Genomic DNA, 22,069 nt, shown 5'->3' with positions numbered 1-22,069 from the left:
TCAAAAAGGTCACTGACGAACGCTGTCAGTGCCCAAAAGGAGAGGTCGAGCTTCAAAGTGGTAACTGACAATGGCTGTCAGAACCTAAAATGAGCTGGCCAGGGCAGGCATTCATCGGGATGCCTGCTTTTTAAGCCCGCAGAATTAAACCCGAAAGTGCAGGTTTTTTTTAAAAAAAGGATTCTTCTAAATGTGAGCAAGAAGGAAGGAGTTTTCAGGTATTTAGCGAATTATGTAAGAAAAAAGGAGTTGAGTTCATGGAGCAGATTACGGTAGTGGAATGGATTTGCTCTGGCTGCAACAAACCTATTGCTGATGAGACGGAATACCTGGATAATGACGGGCTTTGTGATGACTGCTACAGTATCCCGATTAAAAAGCGGATTGGAAAAGTCCGGTGATTTTTAAATAATTGGGCAGTGCAGGGCATTTGCATTGCTCTTTTTTTGTCTGAAATTCAAATAAAAATTTTAACTAATCCCATAATTTCGACAAGTAATGACCGATTTCTGAATACTCAAGTGATATACTTGTTCTAAAATTTCATTATGGCGAACAATGTGGTTTTTTATCGATGCCACTGATGCATCGGCCAGGTTTATTAGAGGAGAGATTGTATGGCAATACATGAGAGTAATCAGAAGGTTAAGGATAAAGCCATCAGCAAGACAAGCATGATGCTTGATATTCATGCACAAATGATCGATTCCATTACCAGGGGGGATTCCCTTCCCTCTATTTTTCACTCGTTAAGCAGGAAACTCGAACAGTTTTGGCACGGCCAGGTATTTTGTGCCGTCCTATGGGCAGCACGAGGGGGCGAGTTCGTCATTAAATCCGCTCCGACTCTCCCGGAAGAAATAAAGTCGGCTATTTTCATTGGAAAAGGGGAAAGCCCTGACTTTTTCGCCGGAAATATGAGTCATGATGTTAGCTGGAAAAGAATTGGTGAGGAAGCCCTGCCATTTGGCGTGAAGGGCGGCTGGTCCATACCCATTCTGATTGACAGGAATATGGCAGGTGCCTTTGTCCTTTATCATCGTGAATCATGGCTTCAGGAGGATAAGGACCTGGAGATTTTGCAAACGCTTGCCAAATTGGCGGCCGTAGCCATTCAGCGTGACCAGCGACTGGAACTAGAGGGAAAATTGAAAGAGGGAGAGCAAAAAAGGCTGGAGAGGGAACAGACCGCCCAGCACGGCGAGCTTGCCAGCCTATTAAAAAGGCATCAGGGCCTGATTGCAAAGTTCCAGAAGGTAAATGGCAGGTTTGTCTATACTAATGGCGCAGGCCAGCTGTTTGAAAAATTGGGATTGAATCTTGTGGAATGCATCGGAAAAGCACTGGGAGAAATCTTTCCGGAACCTTTTTGCTCCAAAATTGAGCCATATCATCACCAGGCCTGGAATGGAAATGAGGTATGCTACGAAGGAGAGCTGTATGGTATTCACTATGTCGCCTCCTTTACTCCAATCTTTCATGAAGGACAAGTAACAGAGGTAATCATTTCCTGCAATGATGTGACAGAGCTGCACAGGACGTCCGATGATTTGAGTGCAGCAAAGGAGATGCTGGAGGCCTTCGTGGAAAATTCTGTCGATGCGATTGCGACAATGGACATAGAAGGGCGAATCATTTTTGTCAACCATTCATATTCAGAAATGTTCGGCTTCAAGGCAAGTGAAGTAATCGGCAAAAAGATTGTTGACATCCAGCCGGATTATGAAGGAGAACTCAGGGAAATCTTTCAAAATGTAGCTGCAGGAAGCAAGGTAAATGGTTATGAAACTTTTCGGAAAAGGGCAGATGGCAGCCTGATAGCTGTCAGTATAAGCCATTCCCCAATCCGGGATAAAAGCGGCAGGATTACCGGAGTATCAGGAATCATCCGTGATATTACCGAACAAAAGCGAATTGAACGCGAACTGGAGGAAAGCCATCAGCGCTATCAATCTTTGTTCGATTCCAACCCGGATTTGGTCGCAAGCCTTGACGTAGACGGCCGGATTACCAATATCAATCCCTCCGTCCAAAAGATAACCGGTTATTCTGCCGGCCAGGCAAAAGGGAAAAGCTACATCGAATTTGTAGCCCCTTCCACCCTGGAAAAAAGCACAATGGCATTAAGGAAGGCTTTAAAAGGGAAGCCGCAGACGTTCGAGGGAGAGCTCATGCATAAGAATGGACGCAAAGGCCTTTTCCATATTACGCATGTGCCAATTATCGTAAAGGGGAAGGTGGTCGGCATCTATGTCATTTCCAAAGATATTACCGCCCATAAAAAGGCGGAAGAATACCTTCGGAAAAATGACCGCATTTCTGCCATTGGCCAGCTTGCGGCAGGAATTGCCCATGAAATCCGCAATCCGCTTACCTCCCTCAAAGGGTTTATGCAGCTGCTCGAGGAAAAAAGTGATGAAAAAGAATATTTCCGCATTATGCTGAGGGAAATGGAGAGGCTCGAACTGATTACCGACGAGTTCCTGATCCTCGCCAAGCCGCAGGCAAAAAAGTATAGTTTTAAAGCGATTTCGTCTATACTGGAAGGCTTTCTGCCGCTCGTTGAAACTCAAGCGAATTTGAATAATGTTAAAATTTCCACCACAATGGAAAGCGGGCTGCCGCCAATATGCTGTGATGTGAACCAGATGAAACAAGTTTTCCTGAATGTCATGAAAAATGCGATTGAGTCGATGCCCGGCGGAGGAGAAATTGCTATTGATGTCACAAAGAAGGACGAGTGTATTCAGATTGTCATTGAAGACCAGGGCTGCGGCATTCCGCCACGGCGGTTAAAGCGGATTTGGGAGCCTTTTTACAGCACAAAGGAAAAGGGAACAGGATTAGGGCTTATGATCATTTTCAATATCATAAAAGAACATCGGGGTGACATTGAGATTCAAAGTGAGCTTGGAAAAGGGACACAGGTTAGGATCAGGCTGCCAGTAACAGAATCACAGATGGCTTTTCAATAATTTTATTATGTAAACCAATATAATAAAAAAAGATGGCAGCTATTTTGCCATCTTTTTTGGTTAGACCTCCGCGCCCGAGTCATGCAGGATGTTTTTCGTCATATAGCTATGGAACATCCATTCTCCAAGAGCGATCAGCAGGGCGGCAAAGAATGCACCCATGCCAAGTGATTCGTTATGGTTCATCAGCATGGCTCCTACTCCCCAAATCAATAACAATGCCAGACCAAAGTCGGCAATAGTGGCAACAACATTGCCCATCTTAGGCAGGACAAGCAAATCCCCTGCGATATAAGAAATAACCCCTAGTAAAAGAGTTAAGATGAGGACATCTCCAAATCCAGCACCATAGCCCACTCCAAGAACAAGATACAAGATGACAAGGGTCATGACTCCTTTTATTGCCAGTGCTTTAGCATGTTCCATATGATAAGCCTCCTTTTTAATTAGGTATATCCTAGAACTGTCAGGATAAACCTTTTGGGGCAAGATAGGAATTCTGGAACTTTTTATGCTAAGGTAACAGCAAGCGGCCCTTTGGAAAAGGAGGGAATTTATGGACCACTGCGAATTGTGCGGGCGGAGCGAGGTGAAGACGACCGTCCACCATTTGCTGCCAAAGGAAATGGGGGGGACATTTGGAGAAACGGCCAATCTTTGCATTCCATGCCATAAGCAAATACACGCCTTGTACACGAATGAGGAATTGGCTGCCAGGCTTTCGACACTGGAGGAATTAAGGCGTGATGAAAAGCTTGCCAGGTTTGTGAAATGGATCCGCAAACAGCCATCATCGAAGATCATGAGAATCAAAAAATCAAAGGAACGCAAGCGAAGGTAATAAATATTAGGCAATTATAGAAAGATAGGCATGGAAAGGGTGTAAAAGTGGAAAATAAACCAAAAAGCAAAGGAGTGCTGCAAGATGGAACAATCACTATATGAAAAGCTGGGCGGAGAAGAGGCCATCGGAAAGGTGGTCGACTATTTTTACAATGAACTGGTTTTGAAGGATGAGTCCGTAAACCATTATTTTGAACATACAGACATGGACAAGCAGCGGCGCCATCAAACCAAATTCATCTCATTCGCCTTGGGAGGCCCAAACCAGTATTCCGGCCAGTCAATGGCCAAGGCACATGAAGGAATGAACATTCAGCCGGAGCATTTTGAAGCCATCGTCAAGCACCTGCATGACGCCCTCGCCCACTATGGGGTCAGCGAAAGAGATATTGACACCGCCTTAACGAAAGTGGCAACGCTGAAAGACGATATCATGTATAAATAAGCCCGGATGCCAGGTGTTTTTTTCGTTCTTTTTTAGGGAACGTGGTTAGTATCAAAAAGGTTAGGAGGGTTTTCATGAGCAATAAACAAAATCAGGACCAGCTTAAAGACGTGGAAAGAAACCAATTGGCTAACCAGAAGCAGGAAGAAGAGTTTAAAAACCAGGGCAGGCTTCCTGACCAGCAAAATCGATTAAAAGACCAGGAAAACCGGAGAAGTTAGTAGAAGATAAAAAGATAGCCGCAGGGAGGAGCCTCCTTGCGGCTATTGTTGTCTTATACCGGGTCGTTGTCCACATGGCTGTATGACTTGATTGCCTGGTCAAGCGCATTATGCGCTTCGCCAAAGGCGGCGGCAGAAGAAACATCCCCGGCATTTCGCAGCTGCTGCATGGCATGCTGTGCCTGGATAATCGAGGTAATCGTATTTTCAATCATCGTACCTCTGTCACCGTTCTGCTGCAAAGCGGATTGCAGTTTTTTGATGCTTTGTTCAAGGCTGTTAGATTCCGGCTCGTTATACGCCCGTTCAAGTTCTTCTTTTACTTGCTGTAAAACTTCCTTCATAAGAAACTCCCTCTTTTCTTTAAAAAATAATCCTAAAGTATTTTGGCTCATTTCCCAACAAGTTATGCATCGGTGGCCAATGTCTTTGCGTTAAGATTACATGTTAGATTGCAAGTAAGGTTATTGTTTTTATTGAATAGTATTTTCAGAAAATATATTTTTACCAGCATATTTACTTTATCCTGCTTTTATATATAATAGTTATATAGTTTTGAAAATTGAGATATTTAAAAGGTGGGGGAATGAAGATGAAAATGAGCTTGAAAAAGGTGGCCCAGTTTTCCGTTCTGTCGAGCATGCTGGCATTGGCAGCATGCGGCGGGGGCGGAGAACAGGCAACAGGGGAAAAAGAGGGACAAGCTGGCGGAGGGGGTACGGTAACGGCCGATATTGGAGTCATTTCCTATATTTCGGGACCGGGTGCTGCCTATGGGGAAGCGATTACAAGCGGACTCAAGCTGGCGCAGAAAGAAATCAATGCCAAGGGCGATGTCGAAATCAATCTATTGATTGAAGACTCTGCGGGCAAGCAGGACCAGGCCCTTACTGCCGCCCAAAAGCTGATGAACTCGGAAAATGTGGCGGCGATCATCGGACCGACCCTCAGCACGGAAATGAATGTCGTAGGCCCTGAAGCCGACCTGAATGGCGTACCGATCATGGGAACATCCACGACCGCCGAAGGTATTCCCCAGCTGGGAGAGTATGTTTTCCGCAACTCCCTTCCTGAAGCATTGGCGATACCAGCTTCGATGACAAAAGCAATTGAGAAGTACGGCGTCAAAAAGGTTGCCATCCTGTATGGAAATGATGATGTGTTTACAAAGTCCGGTTTTGACACTATGAAAAAAGCAGCGGAAGATATGGACCTTGAAATCCTGACGATTGAAACGTTCCAAAAGGGACAATCGGATTATAATGCACAGTTAACGAAAATAAAAGGAATGAATCCGGATTTGATCCTAGCTTCAGCCCTTTATAATGAGGGCGCTGTAATCATGGACCAGGCAAGAAAAATGGGAATTGATGTCCCGTTTGTAGGCGGAAATGGCTTCAACTCCCCTGAGGTCATTAAAATCGCCGGTGATGCGGCTAATGGCTTGATTGTGGCAACACCATGGTATGGGGAAAAAGACGATCCAAAGGTAAAGGAATTTGTCAGCAAATTTGAAGAAGAGTACGGCAAGAAGCCAGACCAGTTTGCAGCCCAGGCCTATGACGCTCTGTATATATATGCTGAAGCCTTGAAAAACGCTGGCGAAGCAGACCGTGATGAATTCCGTGACGCGCTGGCACAGGTTAAGGATTTTAACGGCATTCTTGGCAATTTCTCCTTTGATGATGAAGGAGACGTAGTTATGGACCCAACCGTTCTCATCATTGAAGATGGACAGTTCAAGGAATTTAATTAATAAATAAAAATAAGGCCATATTCATGGCCGCGGATGATCAGAACGGGCTGCCGCCTAAAAGGAGGGGCTGCCCGTTCTTTCATCAAATGCCTTTTTACAAAGGACACCAGCTTTGGATATTGATAGTGTGTTCCGGCAGTTTTGTACAAATTCATTTTTAGTAGGTGAATAGCCTTGTTGATTGAACAATTGATAAATGGTTTAACGCTCGGAAGCATATATGCGATAGTGGCTCTCGGGTTTACCCTCGTATTTGGAGTCCTTGGGATAATTAATATGGCCCACGGCGAAATATTTATGTTTGGTGCATTTATTGGTGTCATCCTGACCTCGTCCCTGAAGGCTCCTTTATGGGTGGCCTTTATGTCGGCTATTGTCATTACGGCCATGATGGGCTTTCTGCTTGAAAAGTTTGCCCTTCGGCCGCTCAGGAACAAGCAGGGAGTATCCCATCTTGCCCCGCTGATCAGCACGATTGGCGTATCGATTTTATTGGAGAACTTATCGCATCATTTATTTGGTGCAGGCAATCATCCATTCCGTGCTTCTTTTGCGCAAATTTCGTTTGAAATCGGTTCTGTGACTATCTATCTGGTACAGCTTGTCATTTTTGTCATCTCCGTCATCCTTATGATGGCGCTCTCGTTCTGGCTCGGCAAAACCAAGGCTGGAAAAGCATTGCGTGCAACGGCGGAAAATCTGGAAACAGCAAGCCTGCTTGGTGTCGACACCAAGAAAATCATTACGATGACCGTCATCATCGCTTCGGCCATGGGCGGGATTGCAGGAATCCTGGTCGGGATGGCTTTTAACTCGGTGACACCGCAAATGGGATTGTCGATGGGGCTCAAAGGTCTGGCGATCATCATCCTCGGAGGCATGGGGAATGTCAAGGGAGCGATGGCAGGCGGCCTTATCCTGGGGCTCGCGGAAACCTTCGTTGTCGTATACGGGGATTCCGGCTACCGCGATGCGATTGCCTTTTTAGCAATCATCATCATACTTCTCATCCGGCCGCAGGGTTTGTTCGGCCAAAAAATTTCAGCGTAAGAAGGTGGACCGATGCTTGCAGAACTAATCAATCCATATTATTTGCAGGTTGCTTCGTTTGTTCTTATTAATATCATCCTTGGCATTAGCGTGTATATCCCGCTGTCCACCGGGCAGCTTTCCCTGGCGAGCGCAGGCTTCATGGGAATGGGGGCCTATACATCTGCCCTTCTCACCATCCATTTTGACTTGCCCATCGTCCTTGGCATTCTTGCCGGAACGCTGGTGGCAGGGCTAATGGGCGTGCTTATTGGCATTCCTACCCTCAGGCTGCAGGGGGTCTATCTGGCCATTGTCACCCTTGGGTTCGGAGAGGTAATCCGTGTTTTGTTTGTGAACTGGGAATCTCTAACCAAGGGATCGGTCGGACTCTCGGGAATCCCGCACATGGGCCGGGAAATTCTTGCTTCATTGAAGGAATTTGGGTTTAACCCGCAGTCGCTGGGACTGCAAAACAATCAGTTCATCTTTTTGACGATTTTTTTCCTGCTCCTGGTGATTGCGGCATTCATCATCTGGTTTTTCAGGAGGCAGCACAGCTCCCGTGTCGGACGCGCATTTGCGGCAATCAAACTGGATGAAAAAGCAGCTGAGTCAATGGGAATCAACATTACGTACTACAAGGTGCTTGCTTTTGCCCAGGGCGCAGTGGTTGCCGGCTTTGCGGGGGCTTTGTACGCGCACGTGCTCGCCTACATAAGCCCTGCGGATTTTGCTTACCACCGAGCGGTTGAAATCCTTGTTTTCACCGTTTTTGGCGGCAGCGAAGTGATTTGGGGGCCTGTGTTCGGATCCCTGTTCCTCACGCTGATGCCTGAGGTACTCCGGTTCATCAGTGAATACCGGTACATGATCTACGGCTTGATTATTATCATCATGATGGCAGTAAGGCCGCAGGGATTAATCGATGTGCACCTTCTGGAACTGCTGAAGTCAAAGACAGCGAAAAGGAGGCAGAAATATGGTACTGGAAATCAAAAAAGCATGTAAAAATTTTGGCGGCCTCAGTGCTGTTTCAGACGTATCCTTTCACATTCAAAAGGGAGAAATCTTTGGGCTGATCGGTCCCAATGGCGCCGGGAAGACCACGATGTTCAACCTGATTACCTCGATGTTCCCGCTCACATCGGGAGACATTGTTTTTAATGGAGAAAACATCAGCGGCCGTAAACCCTACCAGATTACCGAGAAAGGAATTTGCCGAACCTTCCAGAACATCCGGCTTTTTCCGAAAATGACGGCACTGGAAAATGTTATGGTAGGGGAGCATTGCCGCAGCCATTCGGGCGTGCTGAAAAGCGTGTTCAGGACGAAATCGCAGCGTGCAGAAGAGGACCGGATCACCAAGCGTGCCGGCGAGCTGCTGGCTTTCGTCGGGCTTGGTGATTATGGGGATGCCGCGGCTGAAAACCTTGCCTATGGCCAGCAGCGGAGGCTCGAGATTGCCAGGGCGATGGCAAGCTCGCCGCAGCTTCTCCTGCTGGATGAACCGGCCGCCGGCATGAACGAAACAGAGACGAGTGATTTATTCCAGCTGATCAAAAAAATTCAAAAGCAGGGAATGACCGTTTTGCTGATTGAACACGATATGCCGCTCGTAATGAAGCTTTGCGACCGGATTGCCGTCCTGAATTTCGGCAAGAAAATTGCGGAGGGCACACCTGCTGAAATCCAGAATAACCATGATGTGATTGAAGCCTACCTCGGCAGTGAGGAGGAAGAACTGCATGCTTAAAGTGAGTGGCATCCACACTTATTATGGAAAAATCCAGGTGCTGAAAAACATTGCCCTTGAAGTGGAAGAAGGCAGCATCGTCACCATCCTTGGGGCAAATGGCGCGGGAAAGAGTACAACGATGAAAACCATTTCCGGTTTGCTGAAGCCGCAGCAGGGTAAGGTCGAATTCCTGGGTGAGAATGTCACGGGACTAAGACCTGACCAGCTGCTGCGAAAAGGCATTGCCCTCGTGCCGGAGGGAAGGCAGATCCTAGCCGGCATGACTGTAATGGAGAACCTGGAAATGGGCGCTTATCATCGGAGGGACAATGAAATTGAAAAGGACCTGGATATGGTCCTCAAACGGTTCCCGATTTTAAAAGAACGCGAAAAGCAGCTTGGCGGAACACTGTCTGGCGGACAGCAGCAAATGCTGGCCATTGCAAGGGCGATCCTCAGCCGCCCGAAGCTCCTCCTGCTTGACGAACCTTCCATGGGGCTTGCTCCTTTGATTGTGGCCGATATTTTCAAGATTATAAAAGAAATCAACCAAAGCGGAACAACCGTCCTGCTCGTCGAACAGAATGCCCGGCAGGCCTTGAAAATCTCCGATTACGGGTATGTCCTCGAAACAGGGAAGATGGTGGCGGATGGCAAGGCCCAGGACCTGCTCAATGACCCGCGCATCATGGAAGCCTATCTGGGACGCAAATCAAGTTAAAAAACAAAAATAATTCTTTAAAAAGAACACCCTGTCATTTATAGTTAAATTGGCATGGTGTTTTTTTATAGATAAACATCCTTGAAAGGGTTGGGAAATTTATGGGGGATATAATCAGAGCGGAAGCTGTATCCAAAAATTACGGAAACAAGCAGGTTTTAAGAGAGGTAGATTTTAAGGTTGAAGAAGGGAAGATTGTGGGGCTGCTTGGACCGAACGGTGCGGGGAAGACGACCTTTATCCGCATTATGAACGGGGTGATCAGGGCGGATTCTGGTGAGGTTTCCATCATGAACATGAATTCGGAAACACATGGCGATGAAATCCGCGCGAACTCAGGCATTGTAACGGAAAGCGCAGGGTTGTACCACCAGATGAGCGGCCGCGAGAACCTGGAGTTTTTCGCTGCCCTTTATGGTGTAAAAGATATGGGAATCATAAGCAGGCTGCTGAATTTGTTTGAGCTCACAGAGCATCAAGACGCCTTGGCCGGAAGCTACAGTACGGGAATGAAAAAACGGCTTTCGCTTGCAAAGGCCTTGCTGCATGAACCTAAACTTCTGTTTCTCGACGAACCGACCAACGGATTGGACCCGGATGGAATCAAGATGGTGCTTTCCTACTTGAAGAAGTATAACCAGCAGACAGGAACGACGATTCTGATTTGCTCGCATGTCCTTCACCAGCTCGAGAATATTTGTGATTCCTTCGCCTTTTTGGAAAACGGGAAAATTGTGGAACAAGGCAGCAAAGAAGAGCTGGAGCGGAAATATTTAACAAAAATCACCGTCAGGGTTACGACCGATTTCCTTCCAGCAGGCAAATTATTTTTGGGCTATTCCTGGGAAAGTGCCGGAGACGGGTCCCTTCTTGTCAAAATTCCTTCACGGGATGCGGTGCCGGACCTGCTTAGGGAGCTTCTGAAAAAGCACAATGTTTATGGGGTGGAGACGGTCAACAACGACCTGGAATCCATCTATTTCAAAGTAAGGGAGAATGCCCGAAAATGAATGCAAATATTGTGAAGGCCATGATCAGGAAGGACCTGAGGGACATATTCCGGACAAAAAGCCTGCTGGCAACCATCATTATCATTCCTGTGCTGTTTTCTGTGCTTCTGCCGGGCATTTTGCTTGGTTCTGCTGTATTTTTCAACGTGGAAAAAGCGCTGGGGAATGATATGGGAAAGCTGCTTGAGATGTTCTTGTCCCAGACAAATGGGATACTTTTCGAAAACGCCGAACAGCAATTGGTCTATATCTTTGTCAATTATCTTCTGCCTTCCTTTTTCCTGCTAGTCCCTATTATCACGGCAAGCGTGGTTGCCGCGAACAGTTTTGTTGGGGAAAAAGAGCGCAGGACACTTGAAAGCCTGCTGTTTTCCCCCATCCCGGTTAAGACGCTGTTCATCAGCAAAACCCTTGCTTCGTTCATCCCGTCGTTTTTGGTATCCATTCTTTCCTTCATCCTGTGCGGATTTGTCATCAACCTTCTGGGGTACCAGCTGTTTGGCGAGATGATTTTCCCGACGGCCAATTGGCTCGTGCTGATTACTTGCCTTTCCCCGATGGTCACGCTGCTGACCGTGCTGCTGAACATTTTCATTTCGGCAAGGGTAAAGACGTTCCAGGAAGCACAAAACATTGGCGGCCTGATCATTTTGCCGGTTATCGCCATGATTGCCGGCCAGGCAGGCGGATTGTTTATCGTAGGGCCATTGGTGATGTTCTTACTGAGTGCAGCCGTACTGGCCATCAATCTGGTCCTGCTGCAGCGAATCACGAAAATGAACGACCGGCATGTATTGTTTGAAAAGCAGATTCATTAGGAGGGTGACTGAAAAAATAGAGCCTGATTCCATTAATGAAAAAAATGAAGAGAATAGGTGATTCCTAATGTTAATGAAAAAATCACTAATCTTAAACAACCAAAAGATATCCTATCTTGATGAAGGTCCCAAAACCGCGCCTCCAGTCCTGCTAATTCACGGAGTACCAGAATCAAGTATGCTATGGAAGTTTCTTATCCCTGAAATAGCATCATTGGGATTTCGTCCGATTGCCCCTGACCTTCCGGGATTTGGGCAGAGCGAGAGGTTTCCTTACGGCTCCACATGGGAAAACTACCTTTCTTTTATTGATGATTTTATGGCGGCGGTCTCTTTGGAAAAAGTCCACCTTGTTGTCCATGACTGGGGCGGGCTGATTGGCCTTCGATGGGCTTGTGAGCATCCCGATCAAGTCGAAAGCTTTATAATCAGTGATACGTCACTGCTGCCAGGCTATACATGGCATCCCCTTGCGAAAAAATGGCGAACACCCGGTCTGGGGGAAAAAGTGGTCGAAGCCATGTCAAATAAAGAAGCTTGGATGACGAATATGAAACTGGAAATCCCATCAGTTGAAGAAGATATTCTGGAAGACTTTTATTCTATCTTTGAAACTGCACATACAAGGAACGTTATTCTTGAACTGTACCGGTCTGCCAATCGGGAATTAGTTGAACCATATCAACAACTTTTGAAAATCAGGAAGCCCGTTACGATACTCTGGGGGGAGAACGACCCTTATATTTCAACTGAATTTGCCTATAAGACGCGAGACCTGCAATTTCCGCAGGCAAAGGTCCATATCATTCCCAACGCCGGACATTTTATTCATGTGGAAGCCCCAAACAAGGTGATTCCATTTGTAAAACAACATTTTCAATCAATAATCCTATAATTAAAATAACCTTCTCGAATTGTTTGCGGGAAGGTTATTTTTTTTGTAAATCTATAATTAGGAATAAATATTTTATTTTTCAGAAAATATAGAATATACTATATTACATAAATAGAAACCTGCATAGAAGGACATAAAGACCAATTGTTCCGAATTTGGAGGTATTAACGATAATGAAGGATATTCTGCAAAAAAGCTGGCCAAAAAATGTATCTAAAACATTAACTTATCGATTGGGCGAAAAACCGTTACATGAGTATGTCAAACAAAATGCTGCCGACCAACCGGATAAGACTGCTTATTCCTTTTATGGCAGGAATTTGACGTGGAGAGAGATAGACGAATCTGTTGATAAATTTGCGCAATTTTTAGCGGGCAAAGGCGTGAAAAAAGGCGGCTGTATTGGACTGTTTATGCAAAACTGTCCGCAATATATAATTGCCCATTACGGAGTCCAGCGTCTCGGCGCCATCGTTGTTCCGTTAAACCCTATGTATAAAGAATCTGAGCTTGAATATTTAATCAATGAGGCAGGAATTAAAGCGGTCGTCGCTGGCCAGGAACTGCAAGCTTTGATTGAAACGGTCCGCCCGAAAACTTCTTCGGTGGAGTTTGTGGTATCAACCAATTATGCCGATTATTTGCCAGAAGAGCCGACTTTGCCGCTTCCTGGGGAGTTGACACTGAAAAAAGAACCTACACCTGATACATATGACTTTGTTAAAATCATGCAGGATCATCAACCATATGCCCAGCATGTAGAAATTGACATTTGGAATGATGTAGGACTGATTGTGTTTACATCGGGAACAACGGGCAGACCAAAAGCGGCAATGCTGCCATATGGGAGCGCGCTGTTTAAAACAGCCGCAACGGTCCATGGGAATCAATTTAATTTGGACGGGCGCTTTCTCACCATTGCCCCGTTATGTCATATTGCCGGGATGGTAATGGGGGTCAATATCCCTGTGTACACCGGAGGCGAGTGTGTACTGTTAACCCGGTTTGACCCCGTTACGGCAGTCGAGGCAATTGAAACATACCGGGTTACTAACTGGTACAGCATTGCTCCGATGAATGTAGCGATTTTAAATATCCCTGGTGTTGAAAATCGTGATTTGTCCTCTCTAAAACGAAATTCTTCCACTAGTTTTGGTATTCCGGTAACGAAAGAATTGGCGGACAAATGGAAGAATCTGACGAAAGGATGCATCATGCATGAAGCATCATATGGCCTTAGTGAAACCCATACATGCGATACTTTTATGCCGCTTGATAACATTAAATGGGGCAGCTGCGGAATTCCTACCTTTGATACGGAGCTCAAAATACTTGATTTTGAAACGGGAGAACCAGTACGTCCTGGTGAAAAAGGAGAAATTGTTATTAAGAATCCAGGGGTATTCAAAGGCTATTTAAATCGGCCAGATGCCACAGCAGAAACACTGAGGGACGGCTGGGTTCATACCGGTGATATTGGAAGTCTGGATGAAGATGGCTATTTATTTTTCCATGGACGAATCAAAGAAATGATTAAAAGCTCCGGCTACAGTGTGTTCCCTGAGGATGTCGAGGCGCTGCTTAATGAACATCCTGGCATCCACCAAAGCGCCGTTATTGGCATTCCAGATCCAATCCGAGGTGAAAATGTAAAGGCATTCATCGTGTTGAAACCGGAGTATACCGGGAAAATCACCGAGGAAGAAATGATAGAGTGGGCGAAGGAAAAAATGGCTGCTTACAAGTATCCGAGATATGTAGAGTTCATTGAACAGCTCCCGGCAACAAGCTCGGGCAAAGTGTTAAGGAGGCTGCTAAAGGAACCGCAAGGAAAGGAAGTAAACCAATGATTGAACAAGAGAAGGACATTGTGAAAGAAGCAGTCGACGATTTATTGCAAAGAAAAGAGCGTGCAAAGCTGAATGGCGGACTCGAAAAAATAAAGCGCCAGCATGATGCCGGTTTCTATACGGCAAGGGAAAGAATTGGCATGCTTGTGGACCCTGATTCGTTTATGGAAGTAGGCATGCTTAATCATTCCGAAATGACTGGGTCCGAAGAAAAGAGTGCCGGCGATGGACTCATCGCTGGCATCGCCAAAGTGGATGGACGGCCGATTGTGGTGCAGGCTGGCGATAAAACGGTTTTTGCGGGAACAGAAGGCGCGGTTCATATGCGGAAAGCTGTTTCCATTCACCAATATGCGCTCAAACGCGGGCTGCCGATGTTTTATCTTCATGAAGGCGGGGGTTTAAGAATGCCGGATGGCATGGGATCCGATGGCATTAGCGATAAACTTTTTCCAAATGAAATGCTGACCCACAACAGGCAGGTTCCTTCCATTACCAGCATTTTGGGGGATAGCTTTGGAGGACCTACCTGGACAGCTGTTTCATCTGACTTTGTGACACAGCTGAAAGGAACTTGCATGGCGGTTGCCGGACCAAGAATGATTGAGATGGCAACCGGGCAGAAAATTTCTACCGAAGAGCTGGGCGGCTGGAAGGTTCATGCCCACCAGACCGGACAGGCAGATGCATTTGGAGCTACAGAAGAAGACTGCATTGTGCAGATGAAGGAGTTTTTTAGTTATATGCCGCTTAACGCAACAGAAGAGCCGCCAATGAAAGAAACAGGGGATGACCCTTACCGGATGGTGGACCAGGTGCTCGAAATTTTGCCAAACAAAGCGAATCGGGCCTATGATATGAAAAAAATTATTACTGAAATCGTGGATGACCGGAAGTTTTTTGAATATAAGGAGCATTACGGTCCTGCGTTGATTACCGCTTTTGCCAGAATGAATGGCCGGACGGTTGGGATGATTGCGAATCAGCCTATCAAATATGCAGGGGCGTCCGGTGTCCAGGAATGCGAAAAAGCGACTGATTTTATCTGTTTATGTGATTCCTTCAATATTCCGATGATCTTCCTGCATGATACGCCAGGATTCCGAATTAGCAATGAAGCAGAAAAAATTAAAATTCCAACCAAAATCATGGTTTGGAACCAAGCGCTCGCTCAGTCCACTGTCCCGAAAATCTCTGTGGTGATTCGAAAAAGTGTGGGAGCAGCCTATGGAAACATGTGTGGACCGACAATGGGGGCCGATTTCGTTGTCGCCTGGCCGACAGCTGAAATTAATTTTACCGGCCCGGAAGTAGGAATCAATGTCGTATACGGCCGCCAGCTTCAAGGTCTTGAAAATGCAAAAGAAGTTAGAAAAGAGCTGCTTGAAAAATGGGCATTCGATAGTTCGCCTTATAAGGCAGCAGCCAAACATCTTATTGATGATGTTATCCATCCACGGGAAACACGGAAATTTCTATGTAAGACATTGGAGTTCGCTCTATGGAAAAATGGCTCGATGAGCGAACGCCGGCTGGCTAACTGGCCGACGGGATTTTAGTGAAAAGGGTCATTATCGGTGAAAATTAAAGGGTTAAATACTAACCGGTTAGTATTGGGAAGGGCGAATCGTCTATGGCAGTTGGCCAAAAACCGGCAATGGCAGGTATGACTATGAAAAAACAGGGGTGAAGGGAAAGTGAATACTCAATTAGTGAAACTGGAAAAAAATGATTCTATTGCGATTGTAAAAATTGATAATCCGCCGTTAAATGTTTTAAGCGGACAGGTAACGAGTGAATTGAAGTCTGTATTTGATGAAATTGCCCATGATAATGACATTGTTGTGGTCATCTTGACGGGTGCAGGGAGCCGGGCATTCATGGCGGGGGCCGATATTAAAGAGTTCCCTCAATCTTTTGGTAAATCAGGCATGAAGGAACGAATTATGGATCAGCACGCTGTATTTAACCAAATTGATTCCCTTCCTAAGCCGACAATTGCTGTGCTAAATGGGCTTACCTTCGGCGGCGGCTGTGAGCTCGCGATCACCTGTGATATCCGTATTGCTGAGGAGCATGCCCAGCTTGGCCTGCCGGAAATCAAATTAGGGATCTTCCCAGGGGGAGGGGGCACCCAGCGTCTTCCAAGAATTGTAGGAGAGGCAAAGGCCAAGGAGCTTATGTTTGTCGGCGACCCTATTTCGGCTCATGAAGCCGAAAAACTTGGTTTGGTAAATAAAGTTGTCGCATCTGGACAAGGAATGACCGAGGCACTGGAATTGGCCAGGAAAATCAGCGGCTATTCCCTGCAGGCACTGTCCCGAATCAAAAAAGCTGTGGATGAAGGGACGAACATGGAATTCCAGGCCGGAATTGAAAGAGAAGCTGAGCTGTTTGAAGAGGTATTCCAAACAGAGGATGTCAAGGAAGGAGTATCAGCGTTTATTGAAAAAAGAAAGCCTGTTTTTTCCCATCGATAAGAATTAGTTTAGGAGGGATTTTTCATGAAGAGCTGGATTGTCAATAAGTTAGGGGACCCAAAAGATGTTCTGGAGCTGCAGGAGTTATCGGTTCCGGCCGTTGAGGAAGGAAAACTATTAATTCAAGTGGAGGCTTCCTCGCTGAATTTCTTCGATATTTTACTCTGCCAGGGAAAATATCAGGAGAAGCCGCCGACACCGTTCACTCCGGGGGCGGAAATTGCCGGGATTGTCCGGGCTGTAGGGGAAGGAAGCCAATTTAAAGCGGGTCAGCGTGTCGTTGCTACTCCACCGCTGCCGAATGGGGGGTATTCCGAATGGGTCAGCGTGCCAGAGGATTCCGTCTATGTCATATCCGATGCCATGTCAGCTAGTGAAGCCGCATCCATGTTTATAACCTATCAAACTTCTTATTATGCGCTATATCACCGTGCCAATATACAAGAAGGAGAAGTGCTGTTAGTCCATGCCGGCGCTGGCGGGGKTGGTTCGGCCGCGATTCAGCTTGGCAAGGCAAAAGGAGCGAAGGTAATCGCCACGGCCGGCGGCCCTGAAAAGGCACAATTATGCAAAGAGCTTGGTGCAGATGTTGCGATTGATTACCTAGCAGAGGATTTTGTTGATATCGTGAAAAAGGAAACAGGCGGACGCGGGGCAGATGTCATCTATGATCCTGTCGGCGGAGATGTGTTTGACCGCTCAAGGAAATGTATCGCATTTGATGGTCGCTTGCTGGTTATTGGCTTTGCAGGCGGCCGGATTCCAGATGCACCTGCCAACCATGCCTTGATAAAGAACTATTCCATTGTCGGTGTCCATTGGGGCTTATTCCGCAGACTAAATCCCGATAAAGTAGTTAAAATTCACGAAGACTTAATGAGGCTCCATGAGGAAGGATTAATTAAGCCATTAATCTACCGCGAGTACGACTTCAAAGATGTCCCATCTGCCCTGGACGTTCTCGCCGACCGCCAAACCTACGGCAAATTGGTGGCGCTTCCATAGGCAAAAAGAAATCGAACAGTTATAGGCACCGCCCGAGTGATGTCGAATGCACTTGTCTAAAAACATGAATAGGAGATGTGGAAAATGAATTTTACCCATACTGAAAAGGTTGCAGGTTTGCAGAAGAGAGTTATTAAGTTTATGGAAGACTATGTCTATCCTAATGAAAAGGTTTATCAGGAGCAGCTGAACCAGCAGGAAACACGGTGGTCTATCCCACCGATCATGGAAGAGCTTAAAGAGAAGGCAAAAGCGGAAGGTCTATGGAATTTGTTCTTGCCGGAAAGTGAATATGGGGCGGGATTAACCAATCTGGAATATGCGCCGCTATGTGAGATCATGGGGAGATCCATGATTGGACCGGAAGTATTCAATTGCAACGCACCGGATACAGGCAACATGGAAGTTCTGGTGCGTTATGGTACAGAAGCCCAGAAGAAACAGTGGCTTGAGCCGCTGTTAGCCGGCGAGATTCGTTCCTGTTTTTCCATGACCGAGCCGGATGTCGCATCCAGTGACGCTACTAATATTGAAACTAGTATTGTTAGGGATGGTGATGAATATGTGATCAATGGGAGGAAGTGGTGGTCGTCGGGTGCAGGGGACCCGCGCTGCAAGATTGCGATTGTGATGGGGAAAAATGATCCCACCGCACCACGGCATGAACAGCAGTCCATGATTCTCGTACCATTGAACACACCAGGTGTTAAGATTGAACGAATCTTACCAGTGTTCGGCTATGATGATGCACCTCATGGCCATGCGGAAATTGTCTATGAAAATGTCCGGGTGCCAGCCGAAAATATGCTTTGGGAAGAAGGAAAAGGATTTGCTATTGCTCAAGGGCGGCTTGGACCAGGAAGAATCCATCACTGTATGAGGTTAATCGGGTTGGCCGAGCGTGCACTTGAAGACCTGACCAAGCGTGTTCAAAGCCGGACTGCCTTTGGCAAGAAAATTGCCGAACAAGGTGTAGTCCAAGAGTGGATTGCAGATTCCCGAATTGAGATTGAGCAGGCACGTTTATTGACATTAAAAGCAGCCTATATGATGGACACCGTCGGAAATAAAGAGGCGAAGACCGAAATCGCGATGATTAAAGTGGTTGCTCCAAATATGGCGCTACGAGTGCTTGATCGTGCCATTCAAGCATTTGGCGCAGCAGGAGTCAGTGAGGATTTCACGCTTGCTTATCATTGGGCACAGGCACGTACACTCAGACTTGCTGATGGACCGGATGAAGTACATCGCCGCCAAATTGCCAGATTGGAACTTAAAAAATATCAAACTTCAGAATTAACAGCAGTCCGCAGTTAAAAATAATATCCCATGTTCAGGTAATGGGAGGCCAGCCCGCCATTGCCTGAACTTTTTTAGAAGGGAGTGAGAGTAATGACGATACCCTTTCGTGATACGATAATGGTTCGAAAAGGCGAAGAACTGAATGAGGAAATTCTCAAGAAATTTATTCATGAAAATATAGAAGATGCTCCCCCAGGAGATTTGGAGATTGAACAATTTGGCGCAGGTCAGTCCAATCTCACCTATTTAGTAAGGATTGGCGAATGGGAGGCCGTGCTGCGCCGGCCGCCGCACGGCCCTGTCGCACAGAAAGCGCATGATATGGGGCGGGAATATACGATATTATCCAATTTACACCCGTTATTTCCAACCGCACCCAAGCCTTATATTTATTCCGATGATACCTCGATTATTGGGAGCCCTTTTTTTATCATGGAAAGGAGAAAAGGTATTGTCCTGGATAAAGAATTTCCTGCAAATGTTCCCTATCAACCGGAGTTAGGGAAACAAATATCGGAAATCATGGTTGATAAGTTAGTAGAATTGCATCAGGTCGATTATACGAAAACGGAATTACTTAAGATTTCGCGGCCAGATGGTTTTATGGAACGGCAGGTCGGCGGTTGGATAAAGCGGTATGAAAATGCCAAAACGGAAGAGCTTCCTGGTATCGATGAGTTAACTTCATGGCTGCAAAAAAATATCCCCGTTTCACCTAAACCGACAATCATTCAATATGATTATAAATTGAACAATGCGATGTTTTCAGACGATTTTCGTGAAATGACCGGGCTGTTTGATTGGGAAATGGCCACAATCGGCGATCCACTGGCAGAAGTTGGCGTTGCCTTATGCTACTGGGCGGATGCCGCAGACTCTGGGTTAGGAAATGGAGCCATAACGGCTAAAGAAGGCTTCTTTACCCGTGAAGCCTTTTTAGAAAGGTATGCGACGAAAAGCGGTCGTGACGTCTCCAATATACATTTTTACGTTACCTTCTCGTATTTTAAATTGGCTGTCATTTCACAGCAAATTTATTTTCGTTACTTTAAGGGCCAGACAAATGATGAGAGATTTTCCCGGATGAATCAAATTGCTGCAAACCTAATTGAATATGCTTTGTTGTCAACAAGGGGATTTTAAAATATTGAAGGGGTGAATGGGATGCGTTTGAATGATAAAGTAGCGATCATAACAGGTGGCGGCGGAGGAATTGGCAGAGCGACCGCGGTTCGATTTGCAAAAGAGGGGGCACGCTTGCTTATAGCTGATTATAGTGAAGAAAATGGGATCCAAACCGTAAATTTAATTAGGGAAATGGGTGGGGAAGCAGAGTTTATTCGGACAAATATGACCCAACCTGAAGATGTACAGAATATGATTCAAAAAGCTGTTAATACCTATGGCAAGTTGGATATTTTATTTAATAACGCCGGAGTAAAAAGCGGTGAGAAAAAAATCCCCGATGTGTCAGTGGAAGAATGGCAAGAAGTGTTTGATGTCAATATAACCGGTGTGTTTTTGGGGTTGAAATACGCAATTCCTGAGATGACTGCTGGCGGTTCGATTATCAACACAGCGAGTATTGCCGGCATCAAAGGTCAAAAGCTGGTGGCAGCCTATTCAGCATCGAAAAGCAGCGTGATTGCCCTTACTAAAACAGCCGCAACGGAGTTTGGCAAAAAGAATATCCGCGTGAATGCAATCGCCCCGGGAATCATTGATACGGATATGGTCAGCGACTGGAAGAAAACAAAAAAATGGCCAGTGTTGTCCACAGCCAATGCCTTAAACCGAATTGGCCACCCGGAGGAAATAGCCAATTTGGTTTTATTTCTTGCTTCAGATGAATCCTCGTTCATTACCGGAGAAACCATCGTCATTGATGGTGGAACTTTGAATCTCTAAACGTTATAGGTAGACCGGAATTTTGACGGATAATAATTTTGGATCTTTTGTCTTTTAGTCGATGGAGAAATTGAACCTTGACGTAATACCAAAAGGTGTTATATTCTTTAAATGACACTTAGAGGTGTTATAAATTGAACGTTCAAGGAGCTTAACTCATGAATAATAATCAAAACACTGTAAAAGACATTAACCAGAGCGTTATCATCCAGGCGCCTATTCAGAAGGTTTGGGAAAAGGTTTCTACTGCGGAAGGAATTGCTGCGTGGTTTATGCCAAATGATTTCCAGCCTGTAGAAGGGCATGAATTCCACATTCAATCTCCTTTTGGTCCTTCACCATGCAAGGTACTGAAAATCGATGAACCAAACACTCTGTCATTTTCCTGGGATACGGAAGGATGGGTTGTGTCATTTGTTTTAAAAGAATTGGAAGGCGCTACGGAATTCACGGTCATTCACGGCGGCTGGAAGCAGGCTGACGAAACGGTTAGCAAAGCCGGGGAAAATGCAGCCGTCATTCGCGAGCGGATGAACGGAGGCTGGGAGAAGATCGCTGCCCGGTTGAAACAGGTTGTGGAAGGCTAAGTGTCTGCAGCGAAGCATGATGTTTTCCAGGCGATTGCCGACCCAACCCGCAGAGAAGTGCTGCGCCTGCTGGCTAAAAGGGAAATGCCGATTTCATCCATTGCAACGCATTTTCCCATCAGCCGTACCGCAGTCGTAAAACATCTACACATCCTTTCGGAGGCAAAATTGGTCAGTTCGAGAAAGGAAGGCAGGGAAAAGCTGTACAGCCTGCAGCCGGAACCGCTTGAGGAAGTGCAGGAGTGGCTTTCGTATTATGAGCAGTTCTGGAGCAACAAATTATCGATGCTGAAACATCTTGTTGAACATGACGAACAGTGAAAAAGGCTGACTCCAAGAAAAACTTGGGTCAGCCTTTTTGTTTTTTTACTGCACCTATGCTGATTTTGATGGGCCTCCTCGATGGGTAAAATAGTAAAACCAACTGCGGGCAGGAGGAAGTGTTGAGTGTGCGGGATTCATGAGGAGGGGAAGCAGGACGTTGGA

General features: G+C 46.1%; 24 protein-coding genes. 22 read left to right on the top strand and 2 right to left on the bottom strand.

Annotated elements, in window-relative coordinates:
* The first annotated feature begins 257 nt into the window (after positions 1–257).
* Together ADU22_RS24825 and ADU22_RS19550 are read left to right on the top strand one after the other, a co-directional pair.
* Positions 258–401, top strand: coding sequence for a hypothetical protein (locus tag ADU22_RS24825; protein ID WP_156324404.1), 144 nt, complete (start codon positions 258–260; stop codon positions 399–401).
* A gap of 216 nt (positions 402–617) precedes the next feature.
* Positions 618–2,975, top strand: coding sequence for a PAS domain S-box protein (locus ADU22_RS19550; RefSeq protein ID WP_053363664.1), 2,358 nt, complete (start codon positions 618–620; stop codon positions 2,973–2,975).
* A gap of 60 nt (positions 2,976–3,035) precedes the next feature.
* Here the strand turns inward: ADU22_RS19550 and ADU22_RS19545 are convergent, their stop codons facing one another.
* Complete coding sequence (locus ADU22_RS19545) at positions 3,036–3,401, bottom strand: YndM family protein (RefSeq protein WP_053363663.1); 366 nt, start codon at positions 3,399–3,401, stop codon at positions 3,036–3,038.
* 130 nt (positions 3,402–3,531) lie between these two features.
* Here ADU22_RS19545 and hlpB point away from each other — a divergent pair, with 130 nt between their 5' ends.
* From hlpB to ADU22_RS24820, 3 genes are all read left to right on the top strand, one after another.
* Complete coding sequence (hlpB, locus tag ADU22_RS19540) at positions 3,532–3,816, top strand: HNH nuclease-like protein HlpB (protein ID WP_053363662.1); 285 nt, start codon at positions 3,532–3,534, stop codon at positions 3,814–3,816.
* An 84-nt stretch (positions 3,817–3,900) separates the two neighbouring features.
* The gene (locus tag ADU22_RS19535; RefSeq protein WP_053363661.1) at positions 3,901–4,263 is read left to right on the top strand and encodes a group I truncated hemoglobin; all 363 of its coding nucleotides are present in this window, start codon (positions 3,901–3,903) and stop codon (positions 4,261–4,263) included.
* 74 nt (positions 4,264–4,337) lie between these two features.
* The gene (locus ADU22_RS24820) at positions 4,338–4,484 is read left to right on the top strand and encodes a hypothetical protein (protein ID WP_156324403.1); all 147 of its coding nucleotides are present in this window, start codon (positions 4,338–4,340) and stop codon (positions 4,482–4,484) included.
* Between the two features lie 53 nt (positions 4,485–4,537).
* Here ADU22_RS24820 and ADU22_RS19530 read toward each other — a convergent pair whose 3' ends face one another.
* A complete protein-coding gene (locus ADU22_RS19530) occupies positions 4,538–4,828 on the bottom strand; it encodes a hypothetical protein (protein WP_053363660.1) in 291 nt (96 codons plus the stop codon).
* 248 nt (positions 4,829–5,076) lie between these two features.
* Here ADU22_RS19530 and ADU22_RS19525 point away from each other — a divergent pair, with 248 nt between their 5' ends.
* The 17 genes from ADU22_RS19525 to ADU22_RS19445 all read left to right on the top strand — a co-directional run bounded on the left by ADU22_RS19525 (position 5,077) and on the right by ADU22_RS19445 (position 21,904).
* Entirely contained in the window at positions 5,077–6,240 is a 1,164-nt protein-coding gene (locus ADU22_RS19525) for an ABC transporter substrate-binding protein (RefSeq protein WP_053363659.1), read from the top strand.
* Positions 6,241–6,414: 174 nt separating this feature from the next.
* Positions 6,415–7,290, top strand: a complete 876-nt coding sequence (locus ADU22_RS19520) for a branched-chain amino acid ABC transporter permease (protein WP_053363658.1) — start codon at positions 6,415–6,417, stop codon at positions 7,288–7,290.
* Positions 7,291–7,302: 12 nt separating this feature from the next.
* Complete coding sequence (locus ADU22_RS19515; RefSeq protein WP_053363657.1) at positions 7,303–8,280, top strand: branched-chain amino acid ABC transporter permease; 978 nt, start codon at positions 7,303–7,305, stop codon at positions 8,278–8,280.
* Positions 8,252–9,025, top strand: a complete 774-nt coding sequence (locus ADU22_RS19510; RefSeq protein ID WP_053363656.1) for an ABC transporter ATP-binding protein — start codon at positions 8,252–8,254, stop codon at positions 9,023–9,025. Before ADU22_RS19515 ends, ADU22_RS19510 begins: the two co-directional genes overlap by 29 nt.
* On the top strand, positions 9,018–9,728 hold the full coding sequence (locus tag ADU22_RS19505) for an ABC transporter ATP-binding protein (RefSeq protein WP_053363655.1): 711 nt from the start codon (positions 9,018–9,020) through the stop codon (positions 9,726–9,728). Before ADU22_RS19510 ends, ADU22_RS19505 begins: the two co-directional genes overlap by 8 nt.
* 101 nt (positions 9,729–9,829) lie before the next feature.
* Positions 9,830–10,738, top strand: coding sequence for an ABC transporter ATP-binding protein (locus ADU22_RS19500; protein ID WP_053363654.1), 909 nt, complete (start codon positions 9,830–9,832; stop codon positions 10,736–10,738).
* Positions 10,735–11,556, top strand: a complete 822-nt coding sequence (locus tag ADU22_RS19495) for an ABC transporter permease subunit (protein WP_053363653.1) — start codon at positions 10,735–10,737, stop codon at positions 11,554–11,556. The genes ADU22_RS19500 and ADU22_RS19495 overlap by 4 nt, the downstream gene beginning before the upstream one ends.
* Positions 11,557–11,623: 67 nt before the next feature.
* Entirely contained in the window at positions 11,624–12,451 is an 828-nt protein-coding gene (locus ADU22_RS19490; protein ID WP_053363652.1) for an alpha/beta fold hydrolase, read from the top strand.
* A 173-nt stretch (positions 12,452–12,624) separates the two neighbouring features.
* Entirely contained in the window at positions 12,625–14,301 is a 1,677-nt protein-coding gene (locus ADU22_RS19485) for an AMP-binding protein (protein WP_053363651.1), read from the top strand.
* Positions 14,298–15,860: an acyl-CoA carboxylase subunit beta gene (locus tag ADU22_RS19480; protein WP_053363650.1), complete on the top strand. Its 1,563-nt coding sequence runs from the start codon at positions 14,298–14,300 to the stop codon at positions 15,858–15,860. Before ADU22_RS19485 ends, ADU22_RS19480 begins: the two co-directional genes overlap by 4 nt.
* Before the next feature lie 138 nt (positions 15,861–15,998).
* Positions 15,999–16,781, top strand: a complete 783-nt coding sequence (locus ADU22_RS19475; RefSeq protein WP_053363649.1) for an enoyl-CoA hydratase — start codon at positions 15,999–16,001, stop codon at positions 16,779–16,781.
* A 24-nt stretch (positions 16,782–16,805) separates the two neighbouring features.
* Complete coding sequence (locus ADU22_RS19470) at positions 16,806–17,786, top strand: NADPH:quinone oxidoreductase family protein (protein WP_053363648.1); 981 nt, start codon at positions 16,806–16,808, stop codon at positions 17,784–17,786.
* Positions 17,787–17,870: 84 nt separating this feature from the next.
* Positions 17,871–19,103 (top strand): acyl-CoA dehydrogenase, encoded by a 1,233-nt coding sequence (locus ADU22_RS19465; protein ID WP_053363647.1) that lies wholly within the window; start codon positions 17,871–17,873, stop codon positions 19,101–19,103.
* A 75-nt stretch (positions 19,104–19,178) separates the two neighbouring features.
* Positions 19,179–20,231 carry a phosphotransferase family protein gene (locus ADU22_RS19460; RefSeq protein WP_053363646.1) on the top strand — a complete coding sequence of 351 codons (1,053 nt, stop codon included), beginning with the start codon at positions 19,179–19,181 and terminating at the stop codon, positions 20,229–20,231.
* A 21-nt stretch (positions 20,232–20,252) separates the two neighbouring features.
* Positions 20,253–20,996 (top strand): glucose 1-dehydrogenase, encoded by a 744-nt coding sequence (locus ADU22_RS19455; RefSeq protein ID WP_053363645.1) that lies wholly within the window; start codon positions 20,253–20,255, stop codon positions 20,994–20,996.
* Positions 20,997–21,154: 158 nt separating this feature from the next.
* Complete coding sequence (locus ADU22_RS19450) at positions 21,155–21,583, top strand: SRPBCC family protein (protein WP_053363644.1); 429 nt, start codon at positions 21,155–21,157, stop codon at positions 21,581–21,583.
* Complete coding sequence (locus ADU22_RS19445; RefSeq protein ID WP_053363643.1) at positions 21,584–21,904, top strand: ArsR/SmtB family transcription factor; 321 nt, start codon at positions 21,584–21,586, stop codon at positions 21,902–21,904.
* Positions 21,905–22,069 lie beyond the last annotated feature (165 nt).

The organism is Bacillus sp. FJAT-27251 (genome assembly GCF_001273925.1).
Lineage (GTDB): Bacteria > Bacillota > Bacilli > Bacillales > Cytobacillaceae > Mesobacillus_B.
This window is presented reverse-complemented; position numbering and strand designations above follow the sequence as displayed.